Origin of the sequence: Escherichia sp. MOD1-EC6819 (assembly GCF_002965765.1) — a bacterium.
GTDB classification, from domain to species: Bacteria; Pseudomonadota; Gammaproteobacteria; order Enterobacterales; family Enterobacteriaceae; genus Escherichia; species Escherichia ruysiae.
In genome coordinates this window covers 177,226-192,185 of sequence record NZ_PTRG01000005.1, presented here as the reverse complement: position 1 = coordinate 192,185, position 14,960 = coordinate 177,226, and the positions used below count along the sequence as shown (strand labels likewise).

At 49.9% G+C, this 14,960-nt stretch carries 15 protein-coding genes; 3 read left to right on the top strand and 12 right to left on the bottom strand.

What is annotated here, in order from left to right; all coding sequences use genetic code 11:
- Nucleotides 1–13: 13 nt before the first annotated feature.
- A complete protein-coding gene (locus tag A7Z06_RS08955; RefSeq protein WP_001070270.1) occupies nucleotides 14–640 on the bottom strand; it encodes a ferredoxin-like protein in 627 nt (208 codons plus the stop codon).
- Between the two features lie 455 nt (nucleotides 641–1,095).
- The gene (gene fumD / locus A7Z06_RS08950; protein ID WP_000528337.1) at nucleotides 1,096–1,305 is read right to left on the bottom strand and encodes a fumarate hydratase FumD; all 210 of its coding nucleotides are present in this window, start codon (nucleotides 1,303–1,305) and stop codon (nucleotides 1,096–1,098) included.
- Between the two features lie 353 nt (nucleotides 1,306–1,658).
- On the opposite strand from fumD, the gene ynhH reads away from it, so the two are divergent.
- From ynhH to lpp, 3 genes are all read left to right on the top strand, one after another.
- A complete protein-coding gene (gene ynhH / locus A7Z06_RS22245) occupies nucleotides 1,659–1,853 on the top strand; it encodes a protein YnhH (RefSeq protein WP_242664678.1) in 195 nt (64 codons plus the stop codon).
- Nucleotides 1,854–1,860: 7 nt separating this feature from the next.
- Complete coding sequence (gene pykF / locus A7Z06_RS08945) at nucleotides 1,861–3,273, top strand: pyruvate kinase PykF (RefSeq protein ID WP_010346010.1); 1,413 nt, start codon at nucleotides 1,861–1,863, stop codon at nucleotides 3,271–3,273.
- A 310-nt stretch (nucleotides 3,274–3,583) separates the two neighbouring features.
- Entirely contained in the window at nucleotides 3,584–3,820 is a 237-nt protein-coding gene (lpp, locus tag A7Z06_RS08940; protein WP_000648420.1) for a murein lipoprotein Lpp, read from the top strand.
- 63 nt (nucleotides 3,821–3,883) lie between these two features.
- Here lpp and ldtE read toward each other — a convergent pair whose 3' ends face one another.
- The 10 genes from ldtE to ydiJ all read right to left on the bottom strand — a co-directional run bounded on the left by ldtE (nucleotide 3,884) and on the right by ydiJ (nucleotide 14,850).
- A complete protein-coding gene (gene ldtE / locus A7Z06_RS08935) occupies nucleotides 3,884–4,885 on the bottom strand; it encodes a L,D-transpeptidase LdtE (RefSeq protein WP_000817075.1) in 1,002 nt (333 codons plus the stop codon).
- 148 nt (nucleotides 4,886–5,033) lie between these two features.
- On the bottom strand, nucleotides 5,034–5,450 hold the full coding sequence (gene sufE / locus A7Z06_RS08930; protein WP_000279732.1) for a cysteine desulfuration protein SufE: 417 nt from the start codon (nucleotides 5,448–5,450) through the stop codon (nucleotides 5,034–5,036).
- Between the two features lie 12 nt (nucleotides 5,451–5,462).
- On the bottom strand, nucleotides 5,463–6,683 hold the full coding sequence (gene sufS, locus A7Z06_RS08925; protein ID WP_000144611.1) for a cysteine desulfurase SufS: 1,221 nt from the start codon (nucleotides 6,681–6,683) through the stop codon (nucleotides 5,463–5,465).
- The gene (gene sufD, locus A7Z06_RS08920) at nucleotides 6,680–7,951 is read right to left on the bottom strand and encodes a Fe-S cluster assembly protein SufD (RefSeq protein ID WP_105279398.1); all 1,272 of its coding nucleotides are present in this window, start codon (nucleotides 7,949–7,951) and stop codon (nucleotides 6,680–6,682) included. Before sufD ends, sufS begins: the two co-directional genes overlap by 4 nt.
- A complete protein-coding gene (gene sufC, locus A7Z06_RS08915) occupies nucleotides 7,926–8,672 on the bottom strand; it encodes a Fe-S cluster assembly ATPase SufC (protein ID WP_000948879.1) in 747 nt (248 codons plus the stop codon). Before sufC ends, sufD begins: the two co-directional genes overlap by 26 nt.
- A gap of 9 nt (nucleotides 8,673–8,681) precedes the next feature.
- Nucleotides 8,682–10,169: a Fe-S cluster assembly protein SufB gene (gene sufB, locus A7Z06_RS08910; RefSeq protein WP_010346792.1), complete on the bottom strand. Its 1,488-nt coding sequence runs from the start codon at nucleotides 10,167–10,169 to the stop codon at nucleotides 8,682–8,684.
- 8 nt (nucleotides 10,170–10,177) lie between these two features.
- Nucleotides 10,178–10,546 (bottom strand): Fe-S cluster assembly scaffold SufA, encoded by a 369-nt coding sequence (gene sufA / locus A7Z06_RS08905; RefSeq protein ID WP_000367172.1) that lies wholly within the window; start codon nucleotides 10,544–10,546, stop codon nucleotides 10,178–10,180.
- Nucleotides 10,547–11,098: 552 nt separating this feature from the next.
- Nucleotides 11,099–11,287 carry a YdiH family protein gene (locus A7Z06_RS08900; protein ID WP_001296104.1) on the bottom strand — a complete coding sequence of 63 codons (189 nt, stop codon included), beginning with the start codon at nucleotides 11,285–11,287 and terminating at the stop codon, nucleotides 11,099–11,101.
- A gap of 99 nt (nucleotides 11,288–11,386) precedes the next feature.
- On the bottom strand, nucleotides 11,387–11,797 hold the full coding sequence (menI, locus tag A7Z06_RS08895; protein WP_000637977.1) for a 1,4-dihydroxy-2-naphthoyl-CoA hydrolase: 411 nt from the start codon (nucleotides 11,795–11,797) through the stop codon (nucleotides 11,387–11,389).
- Nucleotides 11,794–14,850: a D-2-hydroxyglutarate dehydrogenase YdiJ gene (ydiJ, locus tag A7Z06_RS08890; protein ID WP_000613015.1), complete on the bottom strand. Its 3,057-nt coding sequence runs from the start codon at nucleotides 14,848–14,850 to the stop codon at nucleotides 11,794–11,796. Before ydiJ ends, menI begins: the two co-directional genes overlap by 4 nt.
- Between the last annotated feature and the right edge of the window lie 110 nt (nucleotides 14,851–14,960).

Genomic DNA, 14,960 nt, shown 5'->3' with positions numbered 1-14,960 from the left:
TCCTTTGCAAGATTCACACAGTAATATCTTTCCACTCGATAATTTTTAACGCCCCTGTTGGGCAGGCATTTGCGCATTCACCGCATAGCACACATTTCGAGGATTTTTTACTTTCGGTATTTACGGTAGCCATCATCCACGGACATGCTGTGGTACAGGCGCTACAACCAATACAACGTTTATGATCGACGACAATACAGCCTTCTTCCTGCTGCCAGGTAATCGCGCCAATCGGGCAAACGTTCATGCATTGCGGATCTTTACATTGACGACAGGTGTCAGCGGTATAGTTCAGATCGCCATACAGGCCACCGCCTGATCCTATTCCATTGTCGCCAAAGAAATAATTGCGATGAATTTTAATGCGGGAGAAAAAAGTGCCCACTGAGCCATCGTTGAAGTTGGTACAAGAGATTTCACAGCGATGACAGCCTGTGCATCTCGCTCGCTGGGTCACCAGCACCCCTTTGGGGGTATTTATCAACCCAACCGTGCCGCTATCAATATCTTCCTGTTTGCAACCCAAAAGTGACAGTAACGCAGGGGCAATTGTTAAACCAGCAAGGCCTTTTCCTGATATACGCAAGAATTCTAATCGCGTTAAGCCAATATCTAATAGTGGACGTCCAACCGGGTTCATTTATTTCGCATCCTCTTCGCAAACACAGTGCTGACAATTCAGCAGCCTGATATTAAGCATTCAACTAATACGCTGCTGACTCTGTCCCCAACACCAGATATTTTCCCTAACCCGATAGTGTATGAGAAAGATTTAACGCTGATAAACTAATCCCTTATGGTTAGGAGAAAAAATAATGTGATTATTCTGAGCTCTTAACATTGATCGTTATCAATTAAAATCACAAAGTGAAAAATTAAAAGTGGACTGATATTTATTATCATCTGAAATTAATTTCATTTAAGCGACAATTATTTGTGATATTCATTCCAGAAAATAAAAATTACATTATCGTTATACACTTTAATACATATCGCAACTGATATAATTTCATCAGTTGCTATTTATGAAAATTAGCTGTGACTGCGATTGAAAGAAACGTATCAGGATGAAGCGTTGCACTTCATCCTGAACGATCATTTTACCAGCGCGTTAATGACGGTTTCCATCGCCTGTTTTTCCAGTTCACTACGTTGAATGCGTTTATTGGCTAAAGCCGTGCGTAATACGCCAGCGATGACAATATGTTTTGGTTCCTGTCCCAAATCGCGCATTTCCAGCACAACTTTACCGACTACCCTGCACATCTCGCGGTACAGTTCGTCATCTTTTGTTCGATTTCCCATTCTTTATACCTATTTATCATGCCAACTATCAGCATATATCAATCTAATCAATTAAACAAAAACCAAATAAAATCATATAAATAACGCGATAAATTATTTTGACTGTAGCTATTGAGCGATGGTGTATTTATACACCTGATGAACATACACTCCTCCCACTCTGGCGACCTCACCTCCAGATGTTGCGCAAACAACGAAGTTTTTGCGTAATCTTTTCCCAGGAACGTTAAATCTTTGATAACAATTTATTGTCTGGCGACTTGTATATTTTTTGAAACGCTGTTTTTGTTTTCCTTTTGGATTAATTTCAGCGTATAATGCGCGCCAATTGACTCTTGAATGGTTTCAGCACTTTGGACTGTAGAACTCAACGACTCAAAAACAGGCACTCACGTTGGGCTGAGACACAAGCACACATTCCTCTGCACGCTTTTTCGATGTCACCTATCCTTAGAGCGAGGCACCATCACTTTCGTAATACCGGATTCGCTTTCCGGCAGTGCGCCCAGAAAGCAAGTTTCTCCTATCCTTCTCAACTTAAAGACTAAGACTGTCATGAAAAAGACCAAAATTGTTTGCACCATCGGACCAAAAACCGAATCTGAAGAGATGTTAGCTAAAATGCTGGACGCGGGCATGAACGTCATGCGTCTGAACTTCTCTCATGGTGACTATGCAGAACACGGTCAGCGCATTCAGAACCTGCGCAACGTGATGAGCAAAACAGGTAAAACTGCCGCTATCCTGCTCGATACCAAAGGTCCGGAAATCCGCACCATGAAACTGGAAGGCGGTAATGACGTTTCTCTGAAAGCAGGCCAGACCTTTACTTTCACCACTGACAAATCTGTTATCGGCAACAGCGAAATGGTTGCGGTAACTTATGAAGGTTTCACTTCTGACCTGTCCGTCGGCAACACCGTACTGGTTGACGATGGTCTGATCGGTATGGAAGTTACCGCCATTGAAGGTAACAAAGTTATCTGTAAGGTACTGAACAACGGTGACCTGGGCGAAAACAAAGGTGTGAACCTGCCAGGCGTTTCTATTGCCCTGCCGGCACTGGCTGAAAAAGACAAACAGGATCTCATATTTGGTTGCGAACAAGGCGTAGACTTTGTTGCTGCTTCCTTTATCCGTAAGCGTTCTGACGTTATCGAAATCCGTGAGCACCTGAAAGCGCACGGCGGCGAAAACATCCAAATCATCTCCAAAATCGAAAACCAGGAAGGCCTCAATAACTTCGACGAAATCCTCGAAGCATCTGACGGCATCATGGTTGCACGTGGCGACCTGGGTGTTGAAATCCCGGTTGAAGAAGTTATCTTCGCCCAGAAGATGATGATCGAAAAATGTATCCGCGCACGTAAAGTCGTTATCACTGCGACCCAGATGCTGGATTCCATGATCAAAAACCCACGTCCGACCCGCGCAGAAGCCGGTGACGTTGCGAACGCCATCCTCGACGGTACTGACGCAGTAATGTTGTCTGGTGAATCCGCAAAAGGTAAATACCCGCTGGAAGCTGTTTCTATCATGGCAACCATTTGCGAACGTACCGACCGCGTGATGAACAGCCGTCTCGAGTTCAACAACGACAACCGTAAACTGCGCATTACCGAAGCTGTTTGCCGTGGTGCGGTTGAAACTGCTGAAAAACTGGATGCTCCGCTGATCGTCGTAGCAACCCAGGGCGGTAAATCTGCTCGTGCAGTGCGTAAATACTTCCCGGATGCAACCATCCTGGCGCTGACCACTAACGAAAAAACTGCACATCAGCTGGTGCTGAGCAAAGGCGTTGTGCCGCAGCTGGTTAAAGAGATCACTTCTACTGATGATTTCTACCGCCTGGGTAAAGAACTGGCTCTGCAGAGCGGTCTGGCGCACAAAGGTGACGTTGTAGTAATGGTTTCCGGTGCACTTGTACCGAGCGGCACTACCAACACCGCATCTGTTCACGTCCTGTAATATTGCTTTTGTGAATTAATTTGTATATCCAAGCGCCCTGATGGGCGCTTTTTTTATTTAATCGATAACCAGAAGCAATAAAAAATCAAATCGGATTTCACTATATAATCTCACTTTATCTAAGATGAATCCGATGGAAGCATCCTGTTTTCTCTCAATTTTTTTATCTAAAACCCAGCGTTCGATGTTTCTTTGAGCGAACGATCAAAAATAAGTGCCTTCCCATCAAAAAAATATTCTCAACATAAAAAACTTTGTGTAATACTTGTAACGCTACATGGAGATTAACTCAATCTAGAGGGTATTAATAATGAAAGCTACTAAACTGGTACTGGGCGCGGTAATCCTGGGTTCTACTCTGCTGGCAGGTTGCTCCAGCAACGCTAAAATCGATCAGCTGTCTTCTGACGTTCAGACTCTGAACGCTAAAGTTGACCAGCTGAGCAACGACGTGAACGCAATGCGTTCCGACGTTCAGGCTGCTAAAGATGACGCAGCTCGTGCTAACCAGCGTCTGGACAACATGGCTACTAAATACCGCAAGTAATAGTACCTGTGAAGTGAAAAATGGCGCACATTGTGCGCCATTTTTTTTGCCTGCTAATTACTGCTATTGCGTCGCGCGTAACATATTTCCCTGCTCAGGCTCGCCATTTTGAGCTGACTCAACTGCGGGCGAGTTGCTGACATGTGCCGTTCCATTGCCTACCGCGACCGGATATCCCGCCCGACGATATAAAGCTTTATCCACCAGCTTCTTATCAACAGCCTGATTATCTTTGAATTGCGTAAAGCCAACAGGCAGTTTGTACGGCATCGTCTGAACGTTCTGCTGTTCCTCTGCCGACAGGGGGCGATGTACTTCCACATAACGCATTCCGTTCGGTTCTACAGAGTATTTCACCGGTTCGTTGATCACTTTCACCGGCGTCCCCGTCCGCACGCTGGAGAACAAGGCTTTAATATCCGGTGCGTTCATACGAATACAGCCCGAACTGACGCGCAAACCGACGCTGTCCGGCGCACTGGTGCCATGAATGAGATATTCGCCATTGCCGTGCGCCAGGCGCATTGCGTAGCGTCCTAGTGGGTTATTAGGCCCTGCGGGAACGACTGGCGGTAATTTTATGCCACGCTCCAGCGAACGCTGCCGAATACCAGCGGTCGGTGTCCAGGTAGGGTTAGGGATTTTCTGCCCAACCCGCGTTTCCATCACTGGCGTTTCCAGCCCCTGCAAGCCAATGCCTATCGGATAGACCTGCACGATATTTTCTCCTGGCGGATAATAATAAAGACGCAGCTCGGCAAGGTTAACGATAATCCCCTGACGCGGCGCATCAGGTAATAACAGTTGTGAAGGAATCGTTATCGTCGTACCTGGTTTTGGCACCGGGGCGATCGTGTTATTGGCTTCCAGAATCAACATTGCCGCAGTATCAAAACGTCGGGCAATGGCCTGAAGGTTTTTATCCCCCTCTTGCACCGTATACGTTTGATTTTGCCCAACCAGTCGGCTGCCGGTTGGTGGGAGCGGATAATCTACCGCCCAGGCAGCGTGTATGGCGCTAAACGCGCCGATAAGGGTCAGTGTAAGCAGAGACGCGCGTTTCATTGTAAACCTCCTGTATTTGCCGGAGACTCACGCTAAGACGTCGGATGGTGCTTTTGCTTACCTGAAGCCGAAACACTCCTGTGCTGGTCAGAGTAAACATCGACCATCCGGCAATGTGAGTCATCCAGATGAAAGCTGTTCCTTTAGTTTAGCTAAGTGCAGCGGCTTTAGCGCGGATTGCACGAATCATCGCTTCCAGACCTTGTGAACGAGATGGGGTGAGATGCTGAGCAAGCGCCATTTTTTCAAACCACGGGCGCACGTCAAAATTAACAATATCCTGCGGCGTCATCTGGTCATAGAGAATAAAAACAACCGCAATAAGCCCTTTCACAATGGCGGCATCGCTGTCGCCCTGCAATTCAATAATTCCCTGCGCATTCTGGCGCATTACAATCCATACCTGACTCTGACAGCCCTGAATACTATTTTGCGGGTTTCTGTCTTCATCGCGTAATTCCGGCAGACGCTGACCCAGTTCAATAATGTAGAGATATTTCTCTTCCCAGTTGGCGCAGCGTAAAAAATTACGCAGCAATTTTTCTTTATCCGGCAATACAGCCATAGAGCCTCCCTGTTATCCCAGCAGACGATGAATGCGTTGCAATCCTGTCACCAGACGATCCACTTCTTCATGGGTGTTATACATAGCCAACGACGCCCGACACATAGCCGGAACGTTATAAAACGCCATCAACGGCATCGCGCAGTGATGGCCGGTACGCACAGCGATACCGTAGTTATCAAGAAAACTGCCAACATCATAGGCATGATGTTTACCGAGATTAAAGGCGATAACGCCAAGTCTGTCCGGTGGCCCATACAGAGTAAGATCCGGCACAGCTGTCAGTTGTGACAGCGCGTAATGCATCAGATTCTGTTCGTACTCAGCAATGTTGTTAAGCCCCAGAGCTGATACATACTCCAGCGCCGCACCAAGACCAATAATGCCCCCCGTATTGGGCGTGCCGGCCTCAAACCGCCACGGCGCTTTGGTCCAGGTAGTACCCTCGCTAAGGCTGACGGTGGCAATCATAGACCCGCCCCCTTCCCACGGCGGCATCTCCTGCAACAAGGCTTCTTTAACATAAAGAATGCCAATGCCGGTGGGGCCATACAGTTTATGCCCGGAAAAAACGTAGAAGTCGCAATCCAGCGCCTGCACATCCACCGGATGATGCATCACTGCCTGAGCGCCATCCACCAGCACTTTTGCGCCATGCTGGTGCGCAAGTGCGATCATTTCCGGCAGCGGATTTTCCGTCCCCAGCACATTAGACACGTGAGTAATCGCCAGCAGGCGGGTTTTCTCATCAAACAGATTCGGCAACGTCTCAAGTTGCAGCGTGCCGTCCGGATTAAGCGGGATCACCCGCAGCTCTGCGCCAACGCGCGCGCAAAGCATCTGCCAGGGAACAATGTTAGCGTGGTGTTCCATCTGACTGATGATGATGTTATCGCCTGCCCGCACGTTGCTATTGCCCCAGCTATTGGCGACCAGATTGATCCCTTCCGTCGTGCCACGGACGAACACCAGCTCTTCCGCCGAACGGGCATTGATAAACAGCGATGCACGCTTACGCACGTTCTCCATTTTCTCGGTCGCCTGGGCGCTTAACGTATGAATACCGCGATGCACCGCCGCGTAGCCGTGACGATAAAACTCAGCCTCGGCGTCAATCACCTGGCTCGGTTTCTGCGCACTGGCGGCGCTGTCGAGATAAGCCAGCGGCAAACCGTTCACCTCACGCGAGAGCACCGGAAAATCGGCCCGTACCTTCTCAACGGAAAAAGTCATCTTGCACCTCCCGGCAGCCGTTGGCCGATTCGAGCCAGCACCTGCTGTTTAAGACCCTCATCGCGCAAGGCTTCCGTCAGTTCGGCGGCAAAGGCATAGATGATCATCTGCTGGGCATCCTGCTGATTGATCCCGCGAGAACGCAGATAGAACATTTGCTCATCATCAATACGCCCGACCGTTGCGCCGTGGCTGCATTTCACATCATCGGCATAAATTTCCAGTTGCGGTTTGGTATCCACTTCCGTCAGCTTGCCCATCAGCAGATTATTATTGGTCATCTGGCCGTCAGTCTTGATGGCATACTGCGCGACATTAATCAAACCATTAAATACCGCGCGCCCTTTGTCGCTGACGATAGTTTTGTGCAACTGGCGGCTGTTACAAAAACCTTTATTGTGTTCCAGCCAGGTGCGGGTATCGCACACTTCATTTTTCACCGGCATCGCCAGGCTATTAATCCGCAGCGTACTGTTTTCGCCATTAAGTTGCGTACTGGTGTTGTGCCGTAACACTGCGCCACCAAGCAGAAAACTGTGGCTAGATGCGGTGGCATCGTCTGCCAGCAGCAAATCGTTATGGGCAAAGTGGTGACTGACCGGGTTTTCAAACGCCAGCTTGATATGCTGCAAGTGGGCGTTCGCTGCGACGTTAATAGTGAAGCGCGCGCCGGTAAAATGGCGGGCATCATTAAGGCTGACAAAATGTTCAATCACTGTCGCTTCCGCGCCTTCCGCCAGTTCCAGATGATGGCGATAATGGGCAGTGTTCACCTCTTCACCTGCCACGCCCTGGGTAATATGCATTAACAGCAATGGCTTTGCAGGCCGTTGACCGCGCTTCACCGCAATATGCGTAACGCTTTGCGCCAGGCTTTCCGTCAGATGCAGAAACACTTCTGGCTGAATAGCATCGGGCAGCCCCTGGCGTTCGTCGTTTATGCTCACGTCATATCCGCTGCCTTCAGTTGCATCGCTAAGTGCTGGCATGTAACGTCCATCGACAAACACCAGTCGCACGGCGTCTAACGTTATGGCTAAGGCATCACGCTGCTGTGGGGATATCTCCCCCGTAATGCTGACAAACTGGCTATTGGTCAGCCCTTCCAGCGGCGTATATTTCCAGTGTTCATGTTTACGGGTCGGCAGACCGGTACGCAGCAATTGTTGTAAATGCTGCTGCGCTTGCGGGGAGCGTTTTGCCCCTTCAGCCTCAAACAAGTGATGCCACTGTTGCAGCACGTTACTGCTGTTCACTAAGCCAGCCATAACCCTGCTCCTCCAGTTGTTTGACCAACGTGAAATCGCCGGATTTCACAATTCGCCCCTGATACAGCACGTGGACGTAATCAGGCTTGATGTAGTCAAGAATGCGTTGGTAGTGCGTCACGATGATGAATGAACGCTTGCCATCACGCAGCGAGTTCACGCCATCGGCAACCACTTTTAATGCGTCGATATCCAGCCCGGAGTCCGACTCATCAAGAATGCATAACTCCGGCTCCAGCACTGCCATTTGCAAAATATCGTTGCGCTTTTTCTCGCCACCGGAAAAACCAACGTTAACCGAACGGGTTAATAAATCTTCCGGCATCTTCAACAGGGCGATTTTCTCTTCCATCAAATCCTGAAAATCGAAGCGGTCGAGGGTTTCCTGACCGCGATAACTACGCACCGCATTGAGCGCCGTTTGCAGGAAAAACTGGTTACTGACGCCAGGGATTTCCACTGGATACTGAAAAGCCATAAAGATCCCTTCGCCTGCACGATCTTCCGGCGACAGTTCAAGCAAATCTTTGCCTTTAAACTCCACCGTGCCGCCCGTCACTTCATAATCTTCGCGCCCGGCAAGCGTTGCCGATAAGGTACTTTTGCCCGAACCGTTTGGCCCCATAATGGCGTGAACTTCGCCAGGACGAACGTCGAGGCTTAATCCACGCAGAATAGCTTTATCTTCCACGCTGACGTGTAAATCTTTAATACTTAACATGTTTATTCCTTATCCGACGCTGTGTTCAAGACTGATGGCGAGGAGTTTTTGTGCTTCAACGGCAAATTCCAGCGGCAGTTCCGAGAACACGTCTTTGCAGAAACCGTTAACAATCATCGAGATGGCGTCTTCTTCACTGATCCCGCGTTGCAGGCAGTAAAACAGCTGATCTTCACCAATACGCGATGTCGTTGCCTCGTGCTCCAGTTGTGCGCTGTTATTGCGACATTCGACATACGGGAAGGTATGCGCCCCGCAATTAGCGCCAATCAGCATTGAGTCGCACTGAGTGAAGTTGCGCGCATTGGTTGCCGTCGGCATGATTTTCACTAAGCCGCGATAGCTGTTCTGGCTGTGTCCGGCAGAGATCCCTTTCGAGATAATGGTCGATTTGGTGTTCTTACCGATGTGGATCATCTTGGTGCCGGTATCAGCCTGCTGATGACCGCTGGTCAGCGCCACTGAGTAAAACTCACCAATGGAGTTATCGCCGCGCAAAATACAGCTTGGGTATTTCCAGGTAATGGCTGAACCGGTTTCCGATTGCGTCCACGACATTTTGCTGTTTTCGCCTTCGCACAGAGCACGCTTGGTGACGAAGTTGAGAATACCGCCGGTGTTGTTATCGCCAGGGAACCAGTTTTGCACCGTGGAATATTTCACCTCGGCGTTTTTATGGATGATGACTTCCACCACCGCCGCGTGTAGCTGGTAGCTATCACGCACTGGTGCGGAGCAGCCTTCAATGTAGCTGACGTAGCTGTCTTCGTCGGCTACCAGAATGGTGCGCTCAAACTGCCCGGTTTTTTCTGCGTTAATGCGAAAATAGGTGGAAAGTTCCATCGGACAGCGCACGCCTTTAGGTACATAAATAAACGTACCGTCGGAAGCCACCGCTGCATTGAGCGCGGCAAAAAAGTTGTCATTCCCAGGCACCACGGTGCCGAGATATTTCTTCACCAGCTCCGGGTGCTCATGAATCGCTTCGCCAAAGGAACAGAAAATGATCCCCTGCTCCGCCAGTTTTTCGCGATAAGTGGTGGCAACCGAAACAGAATCGAAAATGGCATCAACCGCTACCTCTTTGCCTTCCCGCACGGGAACGCCTAACTGCTCAAACGCCGCTTCAACCTCTTTACTTAAAAAAGCGTTTGCGCCGGTTTGTTGCACCGCGCCCGGTTCAGAAACACAGGTGTCATCGCAGTTACCACATGAAGGCGCGGAGTAATAGCTATAATCCTGATAATTCAGCTTATCGTAGTGCGCCTTCAGCCAGTGTGGTTCTTCCATCTCCAGCCATGCGCGATAGGCGTTGAGACGAAACTCCAGCATCCACTCCGGCTCATTACGCTTCGCCGAGATTGCGCGCACCACCTCTTCGTTTATGCCCTTAGCCAGTTCATCAGTGGCTAACTGGGTGAAGAATCCTTCTTTATAATTCAGCGGGCCGCCAGTCCAGGTTTTGACATCGTCAGTTGCTTCAGTATTACGAGACATAGTACCGCCTATACCCCGAAGCTTTCGCCACAGCCACATTCATTCTGGGCTTTCGGGTTGTGAAATTTGAATATCTGATTGAGTCCTTCGCGAACGAAATCGACTTCCGTGCCATCAATAAACGGCATTGCTTGTAGCGGGACATACAGCTTCGCGCCGTCGTGTTCAAACAGCAGATCGTCTTTGTCCGGCTCGCTAACACTGTCGAGTACATAGCCAAAGCCCGCGCAACCCGTTTGCTTCACGCCTAAGCGCACGCCGACCATACCTGGCTGCTTTGCCACCAGCTCGCGGATGTGCACCGCCGCTGCGGGTGTCAGCGTTAAGCCTTGCCAGGCGAAATCCTGTGGATTAAAGGTTCCTGAATGCATGTCCATCGATTTACCTCATTTCATCGCTTTCAGCGTATAACAGCATGTTAGTGATAATGATTATCAGTTCAACCCGGCAAACGCAGGGGCTTTACCGTAAAACATGCTTTTTGCCTGCATTTAATAAGCATAGACCCTGATGTGCGGCTTAACAGGCACGCTAAGAATTAGGTATCTCATTGTTAGTTAATGATTATTACCGGAGGGCATTTAAGACTGTGATGGAAAAGAAAAAGTTGTATTGAAAATGACTATTTAAGAGATAGGTAAAAAAGTGGCTCGTTCAGAAATAAGAAAACCCTTAAGTCTGTGCTACACAGGCTTAAGGGTTTCTACCCCATCCGGCGCTTATCTCCGGCACTCACAGTGGCTTAGCTCTTGAAGGGGTGATAAGAATAATCTCATAAAGCTAAGCCAGCGTTTTAACACAACCTGCGATTTGTATTCTTTTTAAACAAGATCAAGCGGGTAAAAATGGGAGAAGTCAGAAGAAAGTCGTCAGACCTGGACTGGAGTTAATCCAGGTCGATGGGGCACACTAACTGCGTTCAGCCAGAATCAATGCACGCCCAAACGCCAGGCAAAGTAGATTTCTTCTTTTAATTCAGCAGAAGAGAGAGTAAGCAGATCAGCGAATTCAAGTTCTAGTTGTTTCAGACGTTTGAGATATTGGGCAGGTGAAAGATTGCTCTGGTCACGGCGTAAAAATTCAATGGCCAGTTGGGTGGGATCAAGTTGAGTAGACATAGCATCCTCGCTTTTAGACAAGACCTGCACAGTATACCACCGTTTACTGTGCAGATAATAACCAAAGGCAATATGCGTCACACTTTTCTGGTGACAACGTCACAAAATAGCGGTCGTCAATCGTGACGAACAGCACAAACGCTCTTTCTCATCGAATATTTCAATCTGCCAGACCTGATGACGTGAACCAAGATGCAGCGGTTTGCAAACGCCGCGAACTCGCCCTTCTCGCGCTGATCGAACATGGTTAGCATTGATTTCCAGACCAACGACTTTTTGCTCACCTTCGGTACATAAATAACCGGCAACGGAGCCAATACTTTCGGCCAGCACCACGGACGCACCGCCATGCAGCAGCCCGAAAGGTTGCTTTGTCCGCGAATCTACCGGCATTGTCGCTTCCAGAGTGTCATCACCAATATGTTCAAAGCGAATATCCAGCAATCCCACCATGTTTCCATCACCCATGGCATTCAGTGCTTCCAGGGTGATTTTACGTTTCCATATCATTTAATAATCTCCAGTAATGCCTGCACAGGATGGCGTACCCCCGTACCTTCAACCCGTTTTACCTGACTACGGCAGGAATATCCGGTCGCCAGACAGCGATTTCGCGGCAGACGCTGCATCGCCTGATACCAGGATAACTCATAGATCCCAAGCGAGTTTTTATGATTTTTCGCTTCATGTCCGTAAGTCCCCGCCATACCGCAGCAACCCACACTGACATTTTCCAGCTTCGCGCCAAAACGGGCAAATATCGCGGCCCATTGTGCTGGCGCGCCCGGCAAGGCGGTGACTTCGGTACAGTGACCAAAGAAATACCACGGTTCACCGCTGACCGCAGCCACTGGCTGTGACTCAAGTACGCTTGCCAGCCATTCATTCGCCAGCAGAACGTTAAACTCGCCGCGTTCCTCGCCGAGAGTGAGTTTGTATTCGTCGCGATAACAAAGTACCAGCGCCGGATCGACACCCACCATTGGCATTCCCAGCGTCGCCATACGGTTGAGGAAATCCGCCGTCTTTTTCGCCGTCTTCGCAAAACGATTGAGGAATCCTTTGATGTGCTGGGCTTTACCATTCGGCGAGAATGGCAGTAACACAGGCTGGAAACCTAATTTTTCGACCAGACGGACAAAATCTGCCACCACTTGCGCATCGTAATAGCTGGTGAAAGGGTCTTGCACCACCAGCACCGTGCGCGCTTTTTGCTCGACATTGAGAGCTTCAAGCTGTTCCAGCGTCATGTTTGCCGAGCGATGCCCCACCATTTGTTGTTGCAGCGACGGCACCGAAAGCAGCGGCAAGTCGACCATGCCGATATGTTTTTTCGACAGTTTGCGAACCAGAGGCTGGTTAATGAAGAAGTTAAAGGTCTTCGGCGCTCGCGCCATCAGCGGCGCATAACTTTCAACCGTCGCCACAAGATGGTCGCGCAGCGGGCGTAAATAACGGGTGTGATAGAGTTGCAGGAAACGAGAGCGGAACTCTGGCACATCTATTTTGATAGGGCACTGGGTCGAACAGGCTTTACAGGCCAGACAGCCTGACATCGCCTCTTTCACTTCATGGGAGAAGTCATATTCGCCTTTATTTGCGTGCCAGCTATTGCGCGTGCGGGCAATTAACGTCCGCAAACTGGCTCGCGATTCCGGCAGTTCTTGTTCCAGTTTTAGAGGATCAACACCACGGTCAGCCAGCAAACGCAGCCATTCACGCACCAGCGTTGCGCGCCCTTTCGGTGAATGAATCCGGTTCTGGGTGATCTTCATCGACGGACACATGGGGCTGCGGGCATCAAAGTTGAAGCATAAGCCGTTGCCGTTACATTCCATCGCACCGCGCCACTGCTGGCGTACCGCGATAGGGATCTGCCGATCAAATGTACCGCGCTTTACCGCGTCCACTTTCATCATCGGCGCGTCGAGACCTTCTGGCGGGCAAATCTTTCCTGGGTTGAGTCGGTTATGCGGGTCAAATGCCGCTTTCACTTTGCGCAGTTCTGCAAAAAGTTCCTCACCGAAAAACGCTGGGCTGTATTCGGCGCGAAAACCTTTGCCGTGCTCGCCCCACAACAAACCACCGTATTTCGCAGTCAGCGCCACCACGTCATCAGAAATTTGCTTCATCAACATTTCTTGTTGCGGATCGCACATATCCAGCGCCGGACGAACGTGCAAAACCCCCGCATCGACGTGACCAAACATACCGTAGCTTAAGCCGTGACTGTCGAGCAGCGCGCGAAATTCAGCAATATAATCCGCCAGGTGTTCTGGCGGCACGCAGGTATCTTCGGCAAACGGAATTGGCTTAGCGGCGCCTTTAGCATTGCCAAGCAGGCCAACAGCTTTTTTGCGCATCGCATAGATACGTTCAACACCCGCCAGCTCGCGGCACACCTGCCAGCCAATGACACCTGCTTGCTGACTAGCGATAAGTTCGTCCAGCCGCGTACAGAGTGCATTTACCCGCTCGTCAATCAGCGCCTCATCATCACCAGCAAATTCCACAATGTTCAGTCCGAGCATCTCTTTGTCAGGCACATCGGTAATCAACTCACTGACGGAATGCCAGACGATATCTTCCCGCGCAAGGTTCAGCACTTTAGAATCCACCGTCTCAACTGAAAGCGCGCGCGCCTCAACCATAAACGGCGCGTTACGCAGCGCGGAGTCAAAAGAGTCATATTTGACGTTCACCAGACGGCGCACTTTCGGCAAGCGAGTAATATCCAGTCGCGCTTCGGTAATAAAGGCCAGCGTCCCTTCTGAACCCGTCAGAATGCGCGTCAGGTCGAACTCGGTCATCTCATCGTTAAAGACATGACGCAGATCGTAACCGGTAAGAAAGCGATTAAGTTTGGGAAATTTGTCGATGATTAACTGCCGTTGCTGACGGCAGCGTTGATAAACCGTTTTATAGATACGCCCGATAGCTGTATTGGTTTTGCCCAGCGTTTCCGCCAGCTCGACGGGTAAAGGTTGCGTATCGAGAATATCCCCCCCCAACAACACCGCCCGCACCCCGAGCACGTGATCTGACGTTTTACCATAGACCAGCGATCCCTGACCGGATGCATCGGTATTGATCATCCCGCCGAGCGTTGCCCGGTTGCTGGTCGAAAGTTCTGGTGCAAAAAAGTAGCCGAACGGTTTCAGATACTGGTTAAGCTGATCTTTAATAACCCCCGCTTCAACGCGCACCCAGCCCTCTTCAGGGTTAATTTCGATGATGCGGTTCATATGACGGGACATATCAACAATAATCCCCTGGTTGAGCGCCTGACCGTTAGTGCCGGTGCCGCCACCGCGCGGGGTGAAGATCAACGATGAATAGCGTTCCTGCGCAGCCAGACGGGCGATTAATGCCACATCTGCGGTCGAACGCGGAAATACCACTGCGTCGGGGAGAAGTTGGTAAATACTGTTGTCGGTCGACATTGTCAGACGATCGGCATAACTTGTCGCCGTATCGCCGGTAAAACCCTGTTGCTCCAGCTCTTGCAAAAAATTAAGCACCAGTTGAACGACGCCGGGTGCCTGGGAAATCTGTGGAATCATTATATTGACCCTTTCCTGCGGTCTGTGATGTAGGTCGATACACAGTTCTTTCAGGCTGCTGCAATAGCGCACTGAAAGGTGATGTATGTTTACTCTATGGATTTCGAGTT

Bases quoted from the DNA above. Each gene is read 5' to 3' on its own strand.
- A7Z06_RS08955 (WP_001070270.1), bottom strand. From the start codon at position 640: ATGAACCCGGTTGGACGTCCACTATTAGATATTGGCTTAACGCGATTA.
- fumD (WP_000528337.1), bottom strand. From the start codon at position 1,305: ATGGGAAATCGAACAAAAGATGACGAACTGTACCGCGAGATGTGCAGG.
- pykF (WP_010346010.1), top strand. From the start codon at position 1,861: ATGAAAAAGACCAAAATTGTTTGCACCATCGGACCAAAAACCGAATCT.
- lpp (WP_000648420.1), top strand. From the start codon at position 3,584: ATGAAAGCTACTAAACTGGTACTGGGCGCGGTAATCCTGGGTTCTACT.
- ldtE (WP_000817075.1), bottom strand. From the start codon at position 4,885: ATGAAACGCGCGTCTCTGCTTACACTGACCCTTATCGGCGCGTTTAGC.
- sufE (WP_000279732.1), bottom strand. From the start codon at position 5,450: ATGGCTGTATTGCCGGATAAAGAAAAATTGCTGCGTAATTTTTTACGC.
- sufS (WP_000144611.1), bottom strand. From the start codon at position 6,683: ATGACTTTTTCCGTTGAGAAGGTACGGGCCGATTTTCCGGTGCTCTCG.
- sufD (WP_105279398.1), bottom strand. From the start codon at position 7,951: ATGGCTGGCTTAGTGAACAGCAGTAACGTGCTGCAACAGTGGCATCAC.
- sufC (WP_000948879.1), bottom strand. From the start codon at position 8,672: ATGTTAAGTATTAAAGATTTACACGTCAGCGTGGAAGATAAAGCTATT.
- sufB (WP_010346792.1), bottom strand. From the start codon at position 10,169: ATGTCTCGTAATACTGAAGCAACTGACGATGTCAAAACCTGGACTGGC.
- sufA (WP_000367172.1), bottom strand. From the start codon at position 10,546: ATGGACATGCATTCAGGAACCTTTAATCCACAGGATTTCGCCTGGCAA.
- A7Z06_RS08900 (WP_001296104.1), bottom strand. From the start codon at position 11,287: ATGTCTACTCAACTTGATCCCACCCAACTGGCCATTGAATTTTTACGC.
- menI (WP_000637977.1), bottom strand. From the start codon at position 11,797: ATGATATGGAAACGTAAAATCACCCTGGAAGCACTGAATGCCATGGGT.
- ydiJ (WP_000613015.1), bottom strand. From the start codon at position 14,850: ATGATTCCACAGATTTCCCAGGCACCCGGCGTCGTTCAACTGGTGCTT.